The sequence below is a fragment of the Tenacibaculum haliotis genome (assembly GCF_025215075.1).
Lineage (GTDB): Bacteria > Bacteroidota > Bacteroidia > Flavobacteriales > Flavobacteriaceae > Polaribacter > Polaribacter haliotis_B.
Window position 1 is genome coordinate 153,218 of sequence record NZ_JAOBTH010000027.1, and the last position, 16,684, is coordinate 169,901.

Genomic DNA, 16,684 nt, shown 5'->3' on the forward strand with positions numbered 1-16,684 from the left:
AAATATTTCTTTTGGGCTAATTAATTCGCCATGGCGGATTTTTTCTATTCTTTCCTGCTTTAAACAAAACAATCTTATTTCCATCAGGATCTAACAAATGTGCTTCTCGCCACAACCAACTTTCGTCTTTTGGTAATTGTGAAAATACAATACCTTTTTCTTGAAGATTCTTTACCAACTCATCTAAATTTTCATCTTCAAAATAAACAACAACACCGTTCTCTTTAGGCAACGCATCTACCAAATGAATTGAAAAAGTAGCTTCACCTTCTGGTACTTCAAAACGGACATACCTAGGTTTTGCATTTACAATAAGATGTAAACCTAGTTTTTGGTAAAAAAGCGTTGCTTTTTCAACATCTAAAGACGGAATTGTAACTTGATTTAAATTCATGCTACAACCTTTTCTTTTTTAACTACTCTAGATAACATCCATAAGAAAAACAAACCTATTATAGTCATAATTGTTATAATCCACCAAGTTTTATCAAACCCCAAAGCAGCTACTAACTGCATTCCTGAATTATGACCAAAAATATGTGCCAACGAAAAAGCAATACTATAATACGCCATATATTCTCCTTGATTTCCTTTTTTTGCGCGCTCCATTACAAAAGCATTCGAAAACGGAAAAGCAATCATTTCTCCTATTGTCATAAACAACATTCCGATAATTAAAACACCTACCCAACCTGTTAAGTTTAGTACTAAAAAACTTATTCCTGTTAAAAACAAACCTACAAACATTAAGCGTTCTTTTGAATATTTACTTTCTTCTAACCACTTAATTAATGGCATTTCTAATAAAAAGATTAAAAAACCATTCATCCCCATTAACAAACCAATCTCTAATTCAGATAAATAATGAGCATCTTTATAATACAACGGAATTGTTGAAAAATACTGTAAAAACACAAATCCGAAGATAAACATCGCTACAAAAAACACCCAAAAAGCCTTATCTGAAAACACAGAAACAGGGTTCTCTACTTTTAATTCATCTAATGTTTTTGCTTTTTTAGGATTCAATACATTCATTAATAAAAAAGTAGCCAAAATACACGTAATACCATCAACCCAAAACAGTCCATTATAACTTAAAGAAGTAATAATAATTCCTCCAACTGCTGGTCCTGCAGAAAAACCTAAATTTATTGCCAAACGAATAAGTGTTACCGAACGTGTTTTATTTTCAGGCTTACTGTAAGCACTTAAAGCAACAAACATTGCAGGTCTAAAAGTATCTGCAACTAACATTACAAAGAAAATACCAATACAAAAACCATAAAAAGTAGTTACAAATTGTAATGCTAAAAAGAGTAAACCTGTTAAAAACAAGCTTGTTTTCATTACTTTATACGAGCCTATTTTATCGGTTAACTTTCCGCCTAACCAAGAACCAATAACAGAACCTAAACCAAAACAAGTCATAATCCAACCAATATCAGGCTTCGAAAATTCTAGTTTTTCTGATAAATAAATTGACAAAAAAGGAATTACCATTGTACCCGCTCTATTTATTAAGGTGATTAAAGCGAGCCACCAAACTTCGGTAGAGAGCCCTTTAAAAGTCTCGATATAATTAAAATATAGTTTTTTCATAATCTGTGGTTTAGTTGTTTTGAGTTTGATATAAAAATAAAAAGTCCGACTGTGAAGTCGGACTTTTTATAATTGATATATTTTATATTTAAATAATCATAATACATAAATAGCCCGACAGGTACCGTATCTCACGGTCCATTTACATTGCTTATATGTATTAAAATTTGTCATTTTAGTATTAATTGAAGCGTAAAACTATAAAAAAAAGAAATAGGTTTTACAAAACACTATTTTAAAACCTTATTTCATATTGATTCTAAATAAATCACTCCTAATTACTTGTTCACTTCAAAGTAATTCTCGACTCTGCTCGAACTAACAACTATTGTAAATTTATTTCTATTGAATTTTATACAAAATAGGCTTACTTGGAGTGGCATCATTCTCAAAAGGAGCAATCATTAAATTTAAAAAATAGGCTCCGTCTTTTATTGAATTTTTCACGTAAACAAACTCTGTAATCGTTGCTTCAAAACGAATTTCATTTGCGGTATTCCAAAAAGCATTATGTGCTAACAACTTCCCTTCATCTTTTTCTTTATCTACCGAAGGTAAATCTATTAACAAATGTTTTATTCCTATTTCTTTCAAATAAGAAGCGGCTGCTTCTAATAAGTAAGGCGGGTTTGTATTTGAATAACGAGTGCTTGTTTTTTTATCAGAATTTGGTAAAGTTCTAATAACAACTGCTTCGCTTTCTTTTCCTTTTAAAATCTTTTCTAACTGTTCTTTGGTAATAACAAAATCTCCATTTTTTATTTCCTTCGGCATTACTGTTACCACCTCAGCTAAGAAGAAAAATGTTTGTAAGTTTTTATTTACCGAGTGTATTTGTTTTGTAATATGCCCAACACACTCGGTATGTGTTATGTGCGCATGCGGATTAAAAGAAATATTGTTAAAATTAACATCTGCTCCTTTAGAAACGCTTCCAATCCAATCACCTTCTTTTACTGGCTTAATTTCTGGTTCACCAACATACCATGCATTTATATTTTCTTTTAAAACATCTATTGAAATAGAAATATCTAACGGTTCTGATAAATCTATTTGATATTTTTTCGAATTATGATGTATCTCTGCAATCATGTTTTTCTTATTTAATTATAAATAATTCTGAAGCTAAACCGTCTGCCAAAAACTTTCCTTTTGGAGTTGTTTTTAACTTCTCGACTCCGCTCGAAGTGACACTAATTTCTAGCAAACCTTCCTCTATAAATTTTTGTGATGAAATTAATAATTGCTCTTTAAAATCTTCATCAACCTCATTTAATGAAACACCCCAAATTGTTCGTAAGCCTGTCATTAAATATTCGTTAAACTGATCTTCTTTTGATAATTCTTCTATTTCATTAGGGAGGTTACCTTGCTGAAGTTCCTTTATATATTTTGCATTGTTGGCAACATTCCAACTACGATGTGTTTTACTAAACGAATGTGCAGATGGACCAATACCAATGTATTTTTTACCCAACCAATAACTTGTATTATGTTTCGAAAAATAAGCTGGTTTTCCAAAATTTGAAATTTCGTAATGTATAAATCCGTTTTTGGCAGTTTCTGCTACTAAAATATCAAAATGTTCTTTTGCAACAGTTTCATCGGGTGCGGGATATTTTCCGTTTTTCACAAAACTATCTAACACCGTTTTAGGCTCAACTGTTAATGCGTAACTTGAAATATGATTCACGCCAAAATCGAACGCTATTTGTAAATTCTCTTTCCAACGTTCGTTACTCATATTCGGAACACCATAAATTAAATCGACTGTAATATTATCAAAGCTGCCAATGGCAGCAGATAGGCAATCTCTAGCTTCTTTTGAATTATGTGCACGATTCATGCTTTTTAAATCTTCTTCAAAAAAAGATTGCACGCCAATACTTAATCTGTTTATAGGTGATTCTGCTAATTCTAAAATTTTAGCTTCGGATAAATCATCAGGGTTGGCTTCTAAAGTAATTTCTGGATTTTCTATTACTTTATAATTTTGATGAATAGCATCTAACAACGTTTCTATTTCTTCTTTTGATAATAAAGACGGGGTTCCGCCACCAAAATAGATAGTTTCTATGGTTTCGTTTTCTAATTCTTCTTTACGTATTTCAAGCTCTTTTACCATGCATAAAACCAAATCATCTTTCCTTTTTAAAGAAGTAGAAAAATGAAAATCGCAATAAAAACATGCTTGCTTACAAAACGGTATGTGTAGATAGATTCCTGCCAAATTAAATTACTTTTTAACTCTTTTTTCGTTTTGCTTTACAAAACTTGCCCAACCGGTATAATTTTTACCACCTACAACTCTTCCTGAATTATAGTGATGACAAACCGCGGCTGCTAATCCATCAGTTGCATCTAAATTTTTAGGCAAGGTTTTTAAATTTAATAAAGATTTTAACATTAGTGCTACTTGCTCTTTACTAGATTTTCCGTTACCAGTTATTGCCATTTTAATTTTTAGCGGAGCATATTCTGTAACTGGTATTTCACGCGACAATGCTGCTGCCATCGCAACTCCTTGTGCACGCCCAAGCTTTAACATCGATTGTACATTTTTACCAAAAAAAGGTGCTTCTAAAGCTACTTCATCAGGTTTATAAGTATCTATTAATTCAATCGTACGTTCAAAAATTAACTTTAGTTTTAAATAATGATCGTCGTATTTTTTTAAAATCAATTCATTCATCTGAACGAATTCCATTTTTTTTCCTACCACTTTTATAATTCCGAATCCCATAATAGAAGTTCCGGGATCAATTCCTAAAATAATTTTCTCTGTCTTCAAATTTTAATTTCTATAAAGCTAAACTAATCAATTAAATAATGATTTTTATTAAGTAGTATTTTACTGAACTTCCAATGAAGTAAACTTAAAAATATTTCCGTCAAACAATCCTTTATCAGATAATTTTAATGCCGGTATTACCAACAATGCCATAAAAGACAAGCTCATATAAGGTGCTCGTAATTTACTTCCCATTTGTTTAGCCATTTCATCTAACGCGGCATACGCTTTACCTATTTCTTCAGCGGGTTTATCAGACATGATTCCCGCAACAGGTAACGAAACTATTTTTTCTTCGGATGCTGAAACAGCACAAACTCCGCCTTTATTAGCTATTAATAAATTTACGGCCTTACATATAGCTTCATCAGAAACTCCGACTGCTATTATATTATGAGAATCGTGCCCAACCGAACTAGCAATAGCACCTTCTTTTAACCCGAAATTTTTAATAAAAGCTATTGATGGATCAGCATTTTTATAACGATTCACAACCGTCATTTTTAATACATCAGTTTCTGTATTAGAAACTAAATTTCCATTTTTAATCAAAACATCCGCTTTAACTTCATTCGTTACCAATTCACCATCTAATGCTTCAATAACTCTAATTTTTGCAGCAGTAGATTTAAATTCAAAATCAACTACTTCTTTTTTATCTGTATTAAAATTATTCAACACTTTAAAAGGAACTGACTTTACAAACGACTTTCCGTTTTCAGCAACCAATTCACCGTTTATATATGTTTGTAAAACTTTAAACTTCTCTAAATCTTCAACAACAATAAAATCTGCATCATCTCCTTGTTCTAACAAACCAACATCTAAATTATAGTGTTTTACAGGATTTATACAAGCCGCTTGTAATACTTTAAAAACATCTATTCCTTTTGCTACCGCACGCTCACATAACTCATTTAAATGACCTAACAATAAATCATCCGGATGCTTATCATCAGAGCAAAACATCATATTTTCGAAATGATCAGGCAATAAATCAATCAATGCTTCGAAATTTTTAGCCGCACTTCCTTCACGAATAATTACTTTCATTCCTTTTTGAAGTTTCTCTAAAGCCTCATCATAAGTAAAACATTCGTGGTCGGTAGAAATTCCTGCCGATATATATTTTGTAACATCATCGCCTCTTAAACCTGGTGCATGACCGTCAATAGGTTTGTTATTATTTTTTGCATGCTGAATCTTTTTTAAAACCTCTTCATCATCAAATAAAACTCCAGGGTAATTCATCATTTCTGCTAAATACTTAATATCAGGGTTTTCTAGCATCAATTTAATATCTTCAGAATCGATAATTGCCCCTGCACTTTCAAAAGATGTTGCAGGTACACAACTTGGTGCACCAAAATTAAATTTTAACGGAACTTTTTTTCCGTTTTCAATCATAAACTCAACACCTTTTACACCTAATACATTTGCTATTTCATGCGGATCAGAAACAGTTGCAACCGTACCATGAATAACTGCTATTTTAGCAAATTCTGAAGGCACTAACATTGAACTTTCAATATGAATATGCGCATCTACAAAACCTGGAAGAATATAATTGTCGACAGCGTGATTAACTTCTCTAATTACTGTTATTTTTCCGTTTACAACCTCAACTTCTCCTTTATAGATTCGTTTGTTTTGTATGTCTACTATATTTCCTTGTACAATCATGCTATTGGTTTTAAAGCTACAAAAATAGGTAGTATTTACACATAAAAAAAGCATCCTTTCGGATGCTTTTTACTATTTATTTTTTAACATTTGGTGGTCCACCTGCTAAAATTTCAGCATTTGCATTTTCTTCAAACTTCTTAAAGTTTTCTCTAAATGAATCTGCTAATTTATGTGCTGTTTTATAGTACTCTTCATCGTTATTCCAAGCTTGTCGTTGGCTTAACATTTCTGAAGGAACTCCTGGACATTTTCTTGGTTGTGCTAAACCAAATACTGAATGTGTGTGGTAGTTTTCTTCGTTTACATCACCTAAAGCTCCGCTTAATGCAGCGTTAATCATGGCACGTGTATATTTCAACTTCATTCTATGACCAATTCCGTAAGGACCTGCTGTCCAACCAGTATTTATCAACCAAACATTTACCCCTGTTTCTTTCATTTTTTCGCTTAACATTTCTGCATAACGAGTTGGATGTAAAGGCATAAATGGCGCTCCGAAACATGCTGAAAAACTTGGTAATGGTTCTGTAACTCCCGCTTCTGTACCTGCTACTTTAGCTGTATAACCTGATATAAAATGGTATGCTGCCTGACCTGGTGTTAACCTAGATATTGGAGGCAATACACCGAAAGCATCAGCCGTTAAGAAAAATATGTTTTTAGGATTTTTTCCTATTGATGGTGTTTGAATATTTTCGATATGATGTATCGGGTAACTTACACGCGTGTTTTGTGTAATTGATGTATCGTGAAAATCTACATCTCCTTTAGCATCCATCACAACATTTTCAAGGATTGCTCCTCTTTTAATAGCTGCGTAAATCTCTGGTTCTTTATCTTTAGAAAGATCAATTACTTTTGCGTAACAACCACCTTCAAAATTGAAAACAGTGTTTTCAGAAGTCCAACCATGTTCATCATCACCAATCAAACTACGATTTGGATCTGTAGATAATGTTGTTTTTCCCGTACCTGATAATCCGAAGAAAATAGCCGTATCACCTTCTTTACCAATATTTGCAGAACAATGCATTGGTAAGGTGTTTTTAAACACCGGTAAAATAAAGTTTAATGCAGAAAAAATTCCTTTTTTAATTTCACCTGTATAACCTGTTCCACCAATTAAAGCAATCTTTTTTTCGAAGTTTAAAATAGCAAAGTTATGCTGACGTGTTCCGTCAACTTTTGGATCTGCCATAAAACCTGGTGCATTAATTACAGTCCATTCTGGAGAAAAATCTTTTAATTCTTCAGCAGTTGGGCGTAAAAACATGTTATATGCAAACATGTTACTCCAAGGATATTCGTTAACTACTCTAATATTTAATTTGTAATCTGCGTCTGCACAAGCATAACTATCACGTACAAATATTTCTTTATTAGAAAGATAATCCGTTACCTTATTATATAACTTATCAAATTTATCTGAATCGAAAGGTAAATTTACATCCCCCCACCAAACTTCATCTTTTGTTATAGCATCTTTAACAATAAAGCGGTCCATTGGTGAACGCCCAGTAAATTCGCCTGTTTCAACAGCTAACGCTCCTGAACTACTATTTACTCCTTGTTTTTTCTCAATTGTTATGTTGTGTAATTCGTCTGAAGTTAATTGATAACGAACCGTAGCATCCTTAATTCCTAAGTTATCTAACGATATCGTTTTCGTATCAATATTTGTCATCTTAAATTAATTTAGTTGTGTTTAATTTCACACAAAAATAGTGCTTTTTGATTAAACTGATTAATCATTGAAATATTTTATCAACTATTATTACTTAATAACTTTTTTTAAGAACCGAAAAGCCATCAAAGACCAACCTATTATTAACAACAACCCTCCTAGTGGAGTTACAAACCAAATCGACTTAGCCGGTACTCCTACTAAGTGTATCATATAAATTGATCCTGAAAATAAAATAATCCCGCCTATTAATAAAAAACTAATACTATTCTTTTGTTTTAAATTAAATTCTTTAAATGTATTTACAAAAAGTAAGAGTAAAACATGTAAAAATTGATATCTCACTGCTGTTTCAAAACTTTGCATTGCTGCTGGACTTAATTTTGATTTCAAAGCATGGGCTCCGAAGGCTCCTAAAACAACTGCGATAATTCCTAACACAGCTGTTATTGTTAAATTTTTATACATTTATAGTGTTTTTGTTTAATTTTAAACTTTTTTAACGATATTGTGACTTCAAATTTTAAGACAACTAAAGTACATTATAAATGAGAAATATATTAATTATTGGAGCAGGTAGATCTTGCTCGTCTCTTATAAAATATTTATTAGATAAATCTACATCTGAAAACCTACACCTAACTATTGGTGATGTTTCTATTGAAAATGCAACATCAATAATTAATAACCATAAAAATGCGACTGCAATAGAGCTAGATGTTTTTAATACAGCGCAACGTACGGAAGCTGTAAAAAAAGCTGATATTGTTATTTCAATGCTCCCTGCTCGTTTTCATATTGAAGTTGCCAAAGATTGTATAAATTATAATAAACACATGGTTACAGCTTCTTATGTTTCTGACGAAATGAAAGCTTTAGACGAGCAAGCAAAAACGAAAGGTTTAGTGTTTATGAATGAAATTGGCTTAGACCCAGGAATAGACCACATGAGCGCAATGCAAATTATTGATAAAATTCATGACAAAGGTGCTAAAATGTTACTTTTCGAATCTTTTACTGGTGGATTGGTTGCTCCTGAGAGCGATACTAATTTATGGAATTACAAATTTACATGGAATCCAAGAAATGTTGTATTAGCTGGCCAGGGTGGCGCTGCCATGTTTATTCAAGAAAACACGTATAAATACATACCTTATCACAAACTTTTTAGAAGAACCGAATTTTTAAATATTGATGGTTATGGTAAATTTGAAGGCTATGCAAATCGCGATTCTTTAAAATATAGAAGCATCTATAATTTAGAAAACGTACCAACAATGTACAGAGGTACGATTAGAAAGGTTGGTTTTTCTAGAGCTTGGAATGTTTTTGTTCAATTAGGAATGACAGATGACTCTTATACTATTGAAAATTCTAAAAACTTAAGTTACCGTGATTTTACTAACTTATTTTTAGCATATTCTCCTACTGATTCTGTAGAATTAAAATTCCGCTCTTATCTAAAAATAGATCAAGATGATATTATGTGGGATAAATTTTTAGAATTAGATATTTTTAATGCTGATAAAAAAATAAGTCTTGCAAATGCAACTCCTGCTGAGATATTACAAGAAATATTGTCAGAAAAATGGACACTTGAAGCTGATGATAAAGATATGATTGTAATGCATCATAAATTTGGGTACGAAGACAAGCAAGAAAAGCATCAAATAGAAAGCAGCATGGTTATTAAAGGCGATGATCAAACGTATACTGCAATGGCAAAAACTGTTGGTTTACCTGTAGCAATGGCTACTTTACGTATTTTAAATGGCAATATTACAACCCCTGGTGTTCAGTTACCAATTACCAAAGAAGTGTATGCACCTATTTTAAAGGAATTGGAAGAATATGGAATCACTTTTGTAGAGAAAAAAGTACCGTATTTAGGTTATAACTCAGAAACTTTATAGCAATATATTTAACTTAATTCTAAATTTATTTTCTAATAACTTAGATAAGTTACAACATAGTAAACTACTATTTCATAATATAAAAAAGGCATCAATTTATTGATGCCTTTTTTATATATCTCTTTTTTTTTAAAGAGTAAATATAGCTTGATTTTTAAATAATTTAAAGTTAGTTTTGCAGCCCCCGATTTTTACTAATTAAAACAGTATCACATCCTTAACACTATTTAGTTAAATTTTAAAAATCAACAATGAAAAAATCAGTCTTTTTTTTAATCACTTTCTTTCTTTTATTTTTCCAATCCAATACTACCACTGCTCAAGCCAATTTTAAAACTCCTTACGGAAACAATAAAGCTGTTGGAAAATATGTTAAAATAAATGGTGCTAAAATTTATTATGAACAGTACGGAAAAGGAGAACCACTATTAATAATACACAGTTGTGGTACAGATATTAAGGCGATGGAGTATCAAATTGACTACTTTAAAGATAAATATAGAGTAATTGTTGCTGATAGTAGAGGGCAAGGTAAATCTGAATTAAAAACAAGATCTTTAACCTATCTTCAAATGGCAAAAGATCTAGAAAAACTTACAAAACATTTAAATTTACCTTCAATAAACATTCTTGGTTGGAGTGATGGTGGTATCATTGGGTTAAAAATGGGTATCAGAAATAAAGTGAAAATTAATAAAATCGTTACCATGGGGCCGAATTTAAGATTCGACAATACTGCGGTTAACGACTGGGCAATTCAGCAAGTTAAAGATATGCACGCTCAAACATTAAAAATGATTAAAAAAGGTGATACTTCTAAAGACTGGAAAAAAGAATTAAAATTAGATGAACTACTTTTAAACCAACCAGATATAAGTCATGCCGATTTACAAAAAATAAACGCACCTGTATTAATTACAATTGGAGATAGAGATATTATTAAAAACCAACATGCTGTTGAAATTTTTGATAATATTAAAAAGTCTCAATTATGTATCGTTCCTGGTGCTAATCACGGAATACCTCGTAATAGCGCAAAAAACTTTAACGAAATAGCGGAGAAATTTTTAGCAAGCGATTTTGATTACAGTGATAAAAACTAACTGTAAAAATTACATTTTTAAATAAAAATTTTTGGTAAGATTCACATAGGCATCAGTATACTGATGCCTTTCTTCTTCTATAACTAAATTTTCTTTTTCAATCTCTTTTTCTTCAAAAGAAAACGCTAATAAACTTCTTTTTATTTTGGTGTTTTTATTGCCTTTTACATGGCAAACTTTATTTAAGAACAAATTATTAGTATTCGCTAACTTCACAAAGTTCTCTTCTTCCTTAAAAGGAATAATAACAGAGAATATTCCTTTTTTTGATAAAATTTTTGAAACCCCTATTATTAATTCTTCAAAAGATAATGACGAGGTAAAGCGTGCTTTATTACGAGCTTCATTCTCAGTCTCAAAATTATCAGTATAAAATGGTGGATTAGAAACTATAACATCGTATTGCTCTTCCTCTTCTGCCATCTCTTTAGCAAATTCATTAAAAGAAGCATTGTAGCAAAACAATCGATCTCCCCAATCTGATTGCTCAAAATTTTCTACCGTTTGCTCATAAGCATCTTCATCAATTTCAACAGCATCAACAGTCATAGCATCACTTCGCTGCGCTAACATTAGCGAAATAACACCTGTACCAGAACCGATATCTAAAAGGGTATCCGGATATTCTCCTAAAGAACACCAAGCTCCTAACAAAACAGCATCAGTACCAATTTTCATGGCTGTTTTATCCTGGTTTACAGTAAACTCTTTAAATTGAAATGGTTTCATTTAGAAAAATCTTCCGATTATTTTATCTGCATTAAAAAACAAGTACAAAACAACAACTAGCACTGCTATTAAGTACAATCCTTTCTTTGGCTTTGTTTCTTTTTTATTACCAAAACGTCTTTTAAATTTCATTTTTATTATATTTTATGATGAACAAAATAATTTTAATTTACAGGTTTTATAGCTCGCAGCATTTCTCTTTTTCCGGGAGGACCAGGCAAACGCTCAACAGTAAAACCGACAGCTTGCATTGCTCTACGCACACTTCCTTTTGCTGAATAAGTAACTAAGATTCCGTTTTCTTTTAAAGCTTCAAACATCCGTTTAAAGATATCTTCTGTCCATAAATCAGGTTGATGTTCTGCTCCGAATGCATCAAAATACACTAAATCAAATGCTTTTTTATCTTCTATATCTTTAAAAAACTGTTGACGCTTTGTTAAATAAAAGTTTTTAGTTATTTGATGTTTCTCTTCCCAAGATAGCGAATGCATCTTATCGAAAACTGCTTGTTTACTTGTTGCCTTTAACTCAACAACATAGTTCAACTTTGCTACTTCTTCACTTACTACTGGGTAGGCTTCTACACCTACATAATTAACTGTTTTATCACTTTCCAAAAAAGTGATAAAACAGTTTAAACCTGTACCAAAACCAATTTCTAAAATAGAAATTTTGGGTTTATTTTGTAACGATAACCCGCTTTTTATAAAAACATGATATGCTTCTTGTATTGCACCGTGTTTAGAATGATAGTGCTCATTCCAATCTGGTAAATGGATCGTTGTAGAACCATCGGACGTTATAATAATTTCTCTTTTAATAATCTATTAATTATTTCATTAACACTCCGTGTGCTAAAAAAGAAAATTCTTTTTTAGGTTCAGTAATTTTTTCAATTTCTTCTTTTGATTTCCCTGCATCTTCAGCGTAATGGCGTAATTCATCAATAGGAGTTACTTTTACAAAAGCTTTACCTTCAATAATTACTTCTTTGCCTTGGCTATCTAATGGCATAAAAAAACCATAATCTTTAAATTTAACCATTGTTTTTTTATCCGCCGCAGGCAAAACCATCCAACATCCTTTTTTAGTACAAACCTCACCTATTTTAGAAGCAAACTTTACGTTTATCGTATCTCCAATTTTTAATCCATCAAATTTATCAGACATTTGAGTTTCAGAAAGCGCATTTGTACTTTCTATCTTTTCCCCAAATGAAGTAAATTCAATTTTTGGTGTCACATTTTCTTTCGTTTCTTCTTTCTTTTCTGTTTTACAAGCAACCATTAGTACGCTTAAAAACAGGCAACAAATTAGTATTCTTTTCATTATCAAAAGGTTAAAGTTAATATATAGCAAATATAATTATAATTTATGAAGTACTTCTATTAACAAATCTTTATACAGCTACTTTTTGTACCTTTGTAACACTGATAAACCAGTATTTTATGGACTTAAATATTCAACAAGTAGCACAATCAAAAATTGATTCAGTAGATTTTAACAACCTAGCTTTTGGTCGCACTTTTACAGACCATATGTTTGTATGTGATTTCGCTGACGGTGAATGGAAAAACCCAACAATTAAGCCTTACGGTCCTATGCAGTTTGAGCCATCGGCTAGAGTTTTTCATTACGGACAGGCTGTTTTTGAAGGTATGAAAGCATTTAAAGATGATAATGATGCTGTTTTCTTGTTTAGACCTGAAGACAATCATACGAGAATAAATGTATCTGCAGAACGTTTAGCAATGCCCGCTGTACCTAAAGAGGTGTTTTTTGAAGGATTAGAGAAATTATTGAATTTAGATAAAGAATGGATCAAAAAAGGATTGGGAAATTCTCTTTACATACGTCCTTTTATTATTGCTACCGAAGGTGCTATTGCAGCTTCACCTGCTGAAGAATATAAATTTATTATTATTTGTTCACCAGCACAATCATATTATGCTGGTGAGGTTAGAGTATTGTTTGCTGAAGAATATAGTCGTTCTGCTAATGGTGGTGTTGGTTATGCAAAAGCTGCTGGTAATTATGCTGCTCAGTTTCACCCAACGCGCTTAGCCAACGAAAAAGGATTTCAACAAATAATTTGGACTGATGCTAATACGCATGAATATTTAGAAGAGGCAGGTACCATGAATATCTTTTTTAGAGTTGGTGATAAATTAATTACAACACCTACCAATGATCGTATTTTAGATGGAATTACCCGTAAATCTATCATTCAGCTTGCTGAAGATAATAAGATAGCCATTGAAATTCGTAGAGTATCAGTAGCTGAAATTAAAGAAGCTGCTAGATTAGGGGATTTAAAAGAAATATTTGGATCGGGTACTGCGGCGGTTATAAACCCAATTAAAGGTTTTAAACATCAAGAAGATGTTTTTGAATTACCTGAAATTGACGACTCATATGCAACTCTTTTCAAAGAAAAACTAGTGAATATACAATACAATAAGGCCGAAGACAAACATAACTGGAGGGTTAAAATTTAGGTTTCATCAAAAAAAAACTATCTTAGTCATTCAAAATAAGATATTTAAATTCTAAAGGGGGAAAATGAGAAATATTATACTTGCATTATTATCAATAATTATAGGGTTTGCTTTATCGTTATTTACTTTAAATACCTATTTAAAAGGTGCTAGTAAAAATGATAAATCTGAAGAAACAGTAAAAAAAGAGGCTGTAGTAGCCGAGAAAGTTACTCCTGAAGTAAAAGAAATAGAAAAGCCTATTGAGGTTGAAAAACCAGTAGAAGTTGAGGAAGCAGCGACCAATGACACGGAAGAAAAAGAAGAATCAGCAATAAATACTGATAACGTTCAGGAAAGCTTTGAAAACTGGAACGCCTACAATAAACAAAATATCGATTTAATGTCTACTTTTATTCCTCTTGATAACAAAGGAGCAATAATGGACAAAGGTATCTTCTTAGTTTCATTACGTACAGGAGCTTATATTGCTATTAAGTCTATAAATGAAAAAAATGAGATTCAATATCAATTAACCAATATTGAAGATCCTACCAGTATTAAAATTAAAAAATCAATGGTCAGTAAAGCTACCATCGCTTATCAATATTTTAAAATGGAAGGAAAAAAACTTCCTCGTTATGATTTTGTAGATTTAGAAGGAACATCACATAATAAAGCAGATACAGAAGGTAAAATAGTTGTTTTAAAATGTTGGTTTATTACTTGTAAAGTTTGTGTAGAAGAATTTCCACAATTAAATGCTTTAGTTGATAAATATAAAGATGATGATATTGAGTTTGTTAGTTTAGCTTTTGATGAAAAAGATAAACTGGTTGAATTTTTAAAAACAAAACCTTTTAAATACACTACTGTACCGAACCAGAAAAAGTACATGGCTAAGAAGTTAAAAGTAAAACAATATCCAACACACCTTATCGTAGATGCTAACGGAGTTATCCTTAAAATGGTTAACAATGTAAAAACCTTAACATCAGAATTAGAACGCGTTGTAGGTAAATAACTACCAAATATTATAAACAAAAAAGAGCCTCGTTAATGAGGCTCTTTTTATTTTTCTAAAATCTCTTTTATATTTGGTTTAAAGTAATTTGGCCCTTTTAATACCTTACCATCTTCACGATATATTGGTTTACCATCTTCACCCAACTTACTCATATTACTTCGCTGAATTTCATTAAAAACTTCTTCTATCTTATCTTGCATTCCGTGTTCGATAATCGTTCCACATAAAATATACAACATATCACCCAAGGCATCCGCAACCTCTACTAAATCGTTATTTTCTGCGGCTTCTAAATACTCTTCATTCTCTTCTTTCATCAACTCAAAACGCAGTTTTTTTCTGTCGTCAGAAATTGTTACTGTTGGTTTGTTTTGAATATTTAATTTAAACGCTGAATGAAACTCGTGTACTGCTTTTATTTTATTCTTCATTTGGTGTATTTTAATTCAATTTATATTTTATTCAAATAATTAGTTTAATCTTCTTCATTATAAAATCATTCTTTAACTTTGCTGAAAATATAATTTTATGTTTAATCTTATCGCTGCAAAAATGTTTACTCCTGGCAGAATTGTTTTTGCTTGTATATTCGTTATTGCTTTTATCATTTTAATGTTTTATAGCTATAAGAAAGATGCAAATAACAACAACAAACACTATAAAAATTCCGCTATTTATGTAGCCATAGGAATATTGAGTTTAATCATTCTTTTATTTCTTGCTAAATTTTTGATTAAAGGTTAAGCCATTTTTTCTACTTCACTTAATTTATCGTGATTTAGTATTGTGTAACCTTCCTTATCAAAATAAGAGGAAGCCGCATATTTCATATCTATTTCTAAATTAGAGAAATTATAAGATGTTGCTTGATATACATTTTGCCCAAAAGATTCTTCGTAATATTTAAGTAAAATATACACTTGCCCATCCATTTTTTTTATTTGTTCTGTTGTGTATTTAAATAACGGACTTTCATTACCTATTTCATGTACCACCGTCCAAATTGTTGGTAAGTACATTATACTATCTCTTTCTAGTTTTAGTTGATAAAATTCTCGTTTATACTCCCCTTCTTTATTTTCTTCATTTAAAACCAAAGTAACTTTAATTTCAGGCTCAATCATTACCGTTTTTCGATTATTCATTAACCGAAACATTAACGCTTTATTTTCTTTAAAGTCTCTTAAAACTAAATTATCACTAAAACGGATGGCTGCTTTTGGTTTAGAAAATCGACCATATAACAATCCAGTAATAAAAGAAAAAGATAACAAACCTAACATAGCTTCAAAAGAAGCAACAATATTAGATGCTACACCATGCGGAGCAATACCTCCATAACCTACTGTTGTTAATGTTTGTGCGCTAAAAAAGAAACCATTTAAAAAATCATATAAAAAAAATTCATCTGGCTGTGTAATTTCTTCAATACCTATTAAAGTATATAGGAGCCCGAAAAAAATGTTTAAAAAGGTATATCCTACAAATACTAAAAGAAAAAATTTAGTCCAAGACATCTCAACGAAATAGGTGTATAAATCATCTATATTAACGTTTTTGTTTACATGAATTACATTAGAACTTCCGTCTTTATTAATAAGCCCTCTACTGTTTTCTTGGGAATTATAACCCAATCCTGGATCTTTAATTTTTCTTGCCATTACATTAT

The 16,684-nt window shown here is 31.1% G+C and carries 18 protein-coding genes; 4 read left to right on the forward strand and 14 right to left on the reverse strand.

Going from position 1 to position 16,684, the window contains the following annotated elements:
• Positions 1–16: 16 nt before the first annotated feature.
• The 8 genes from N2251_RS08330 to N2251_RS08365 form a co-directional block, all read right to left on the reverse strand.
• Entirely contained in the window at positions 17–394 is a 378-nt protein-coding gene (locus N2251_RS08330) for a VOC family protein (RefSeq protein WP_260586287.1), read from the reverse strand.
• Complete coding sequence (locus N2251_RS08335) at positions 391–1,602, reverse strand: MDR family MFS transporter (RefSeq protein ID WP_260586288.1); 1,212 nt, start codon at positions 1,600–1,602, stop codon at positions 391–393. The genes N2251_RS08330 and N2251_RS08335 overlap by 4 nt, the downstream gene beginning before the upstream one ends.
• Before the next feature lie 342 nt (positions 1,603–1,944).
• Positions 1,945–2,694, reverse strand: a complete 750-nt coding sequence (locus N2251_RS08340; RefSeq protein WP_260586289.1) for a cyclase family protein — start codon at positions 2,692–2,694, stop codon at positions 1,945–1,947.
• Between the two features lie 7 nt (positions 2,695–2,701).
• Entirely contained in the window at positions 2,702–3,832 is a 1,131-nt protein-coding gene (gene hemW, locus N2251_RS08345; RefSeq protein ID WP_260586290.1) for a radical SAM family heme chaperone HemW, read from the reverse strand.
• Positions 3,833–3,838: 6 nt separating this feature from the next.
• Complete coding sequence (gene ruvC, locus N2251_RS08350; RefSeq protein ID WP_260586291.1) at positions 3,839–4,393, reverse strand: crossover junction endodeoxyribonuclease RuvC; 555 nt, start codon at positions 4,391–4,393, stop codon at positions 3,839–3,841.
• 60 nt (positions 4,394–4,453) lie between these two features.
• Positions 4,454–6,076, reverse strand: coding sequence for an adenine deaminase (ade, locus tag N2251_RS08355; RefSeq protein ID WP_260586292.1), 1,623 nt, complete (start codon positions 6,074–6,076; stop codon positions 4,454–4,456).
• A 76-nt stretch (positions 6,077–6,152) separates the two neighbouring features.
• Complete coding sequence (gene pckA / locus N2251_RS08360) at positions 6,153–7,763, reverse strand: phosphoenolpyruvate carboxykinase (ATP) (protein WP_260586293.1); 1,611 nt, start codon at positions 7,761–7,763, stop codon at positions 6,153–6,155.
• Positions 7,764–7,853: 90 nt separating this feature from the next.
• The gene (locus N2251_RS08365; RefSeq protein ID WP_260586294.1) at positions 7,854–8,231 is read right to left on the reverse strand and encodes a DUF423 domain-containing protein; all 378 of its coding nucleotides are present in this window, start codon (positions 8,229–8,231) and stop codon (positions 7,854–7,856) included.
• 80 nt (positions 8,232–8,311) lie between these two features.
• Between N2251_RS08365 and N2251_RS08370 the strand changes: the two genes are divergently transcribed.
• Together N2251_RS08370 and N2251_RS08375 are read left to right on the forward strand one after the other, a co-directional pair.
• The gene (locus tag N2251_RS08370; protein ID WP_260586295.1) at positions 8,312–9,676 is read left to right on the forward strand and encodes a saccharopine dehydrogenase family protein; all 1,365 of its coding nucleotides are present in this window, start codon (positions 8,312–8,314) and stop codon (positions 9,674–9,676) included.
• 251 nt (positions 9,677–9,927) lie between these two features.
• The gene (locus N2251_RS08375; protein WP_260586296.1) at positions 9,928–10,779 is read left to right on the forward strand and encodes an alpha/beta fold hydrolase; all 852 of its coding nucleotides are present in this window, start codon (positions 9,928–9,930) and stop codon (positions 10,777–10,779) included.
• Between the two features lie 9 nt (positions 10,780–10,788).
• Here the strand turns inward: N2251_RS08375 and N2251_RS08380 are convergent, their stop codons facing one another.
• Genes N2251_RS08380 through N2251_RS08395 form a run of 4 tightly spaced genes read right to left on the reverse strand, consistent with a single transcriptional unit; the run spans position 10,789 to position 12,840 of the window.
• Entirely contained in the window at positions 10,789–11,508 is a 720-nt protein-coding gene (locus N2251_RS08380) for a tRNA1(Val) (adenine(37)-N6)-methyltransferase (protein ID WP_260586297.1), read from the reverse strand.
• Positions 11,509–11,640 carry a hypothetical protein gene (locus N2251_RS08385; protein ID WP_260586298.1) on the reverse strand — a complete coding sequence of 44 codons (132 nt, stop codon included), beginning with the start codon at positions 11,638–11,640 and terminating at the stop codon, positions 11,509–11,511.
• Positions 11,641–11,672: 32 nt separating this feature from the next.
• Complete coding sequence (gene mnmC2, locus N2251_RS08390) at positions 11,673–12,332, reverse strand: tRNA (5-methylaminomethyl-2-thiouridine)(34)-methyltransferase MnmC2 (protein ID WP_260586496.1); 660 nt, start codon at positions 12,330–12,332, stop codon at positions 11,673–11,675.
• Positions 12,333–12,342: 10 nt separating this feature from the next.
• On the reverse strand, positions 12,343–12,840 hold the full coding sequence (locus N2251_RS08395) for a DUF4920 domain-containing protein (protein WP_260586299.1): 498 nt from the start codon (positions 12,838–12,840) through the stop codon (positions 12,343–12,345).
• A gap of 119 nt (positions 12,841–12,959) precedes the next feature.
• Here N2251_RS08395 and N2251_RS08400 point away from each other — a divergent pair, with 119 nt between their 5' ends.
• The gene (locus N2251_RS08400; protein WP_260586300.1) at positions 12,960–14,009 is read left to right on the forward strand and encodes a branched-chain amino acid aminotransferase; all 1,050 of its coding nucleotides are present in this window, start codon (positions 12,960–12,962) and stop codon (positions 14,007–14,009) included.
• A gap of 64 nt (positions 14,010–14,073) precedes the next feature.
• Entirely contained in the window at positions 14,074–15,012 is a 939-nt protein-coding gene (locus N2251_RS08405; protein ID WP_260586301.1) for a TlpA family protein disulfide reductase, read from the forward strand.
• A gap of 47 nt (positions 15,013–15,059) precedes the next feature.
• On the opposite strand, the gene N2251_RS08410 is transcribed toward N2251_RS08405, so the two are convergent.
• Positions 15,060–15,446 carry a pyrophosphohydrolase domain-containing protein gene (locus tag N2251_RS08410; RefSeq protein WP_260586302.1) on the reverse strand — a complete coding sequence of 129 codons (387 nt, stop codon included), beginning with the start codon at positions 15,444–15,446 and terminating at the stop codon, positions 15,060–15,062.
• Between the two features lie 309 nt (positions 15,447–15,755).
• Positions 15,756–16,676, reverse strand: coding sequence for an ion channel (locus tag N2251_RS08415; RefSeq protein ID WP_260586303.1), 921 nt, complete (start codon positions 16,674–16,676; stop codon positions 15,756–15,758).
• Between the last annotated feature and the right edge of the window lie 8 nt (positions 16,677–16,684).

What these genes read in the sequence shown, in the direction of transcription:
- N2251_RS08375 (WP_260586296.1), top strand. Translation starts at nt 9,928, where the DNA reads ATGAAAAAATCAGTCTTTTTTTTAATCACTTTCTTTCTTTTATTTTTC.
- N2251_RS08385 (WP_260586298.1), bottom strand. Translation starts at nt 11,640, where the DNA reads ATGAAATTTAAAAGACGTTTTGGTAATAAAAAAGAAACAAAGCCAAAG.
- N2251_RS08380 (WP_260586297.1), bottom strand. Translation starts at nt 11,508, where the DNA reads ATGAAACCATTTCAATTTAAAGAGTTTACTGTAAACCAGGATAAAACA.
- N2251_RS08370 (WP_260586295.1), top strand. Translation starts at nt 8,312, where the DNA reads ATGAGAAATATATTAATTATTGGAGCAGGTAGATCTTGCTCGTCTCTT.
- ade (WP_260586292.1), bottom strand. Translation starts at nt 6,076, where the DNA reads ATGATTGTACAAGGAAATATAGTAGACATACAAAACAAACGAATCTAT.
- N2251_RS08405 (WP_260586301.1), top strand. Translation starts at nt 14,074, where the DNA reads ATGAGAAATATTATACTTGCATTATTATCAATAATTATAGGGTTTGCT.
- N2251_RS08415 (WP_260586303.1), bottom strand. Translation starts at nt 16,676, where the DNA reads ATGGCAAGAAAAATTAAAGATCCAGGATTGGGTTATAATTCCCAAGAA.
- N2251_RS08330 (WP_260586287.1), bottom strand. Translation starts at nt 394, where the DNA reads ATGAATTTAAATCAAGTTACAATTCCGTCTTTAGATGTTGAAAAAGCA.
- N2251_RS08400 (WP_260586300.1), top strand. Translation starts at nt 12,960, where the DNA reads ATGGACTTAAATATTCAACAAGTAGCACAATCAAAAATTGATTCAGTA.
- N2251_RS08340 (WP_260586289.1), bottom strand. Translation starts at nt 2,694, where the DNA reads ATGATTGCAGAGATACATCATAATTCGAAAAAATATCAAATAGATTTA.
- pckA (WP_260586293.1), bottom strand. Translation starts at nt 7,763, where the DNA reads ATGACAAATATTGATACGAAAACGATATCGTTAGATAACTTAGGAATT.
- N2251_RS08365 (WP_260586294.1), bottom strand. Translation starts at nt 8,231, where the DNA reads ATGTATAAAAATTTAACAATAACAGCTGTGTTAGGAATTATCGCAGTT.
- N2251_RS08410 (WP_260586302.1), bottom strand. Translation starts at nt 15,446, where the DNA reads ATGAAGAATAAAATAAAAGCAGTACACGAGTTTCATTCAGCGTTTAAA.
- N2251_RS08395 (WP_260586299.1), bottom strand. Translation starts at nt 12,840, where the DNA reads ATGAAAAGAATACTAATTTGTTGCCTGTTTTTAAGCGTACTAATGGTT.
- N2251_RS08335 (WP_260586288.1), bottom strand. Translation starts at nt 1,602, where the DNA reads ATGAAAAAACTATATTTTAATTATATCGAGACTTTTAAAGGGCTCTCT.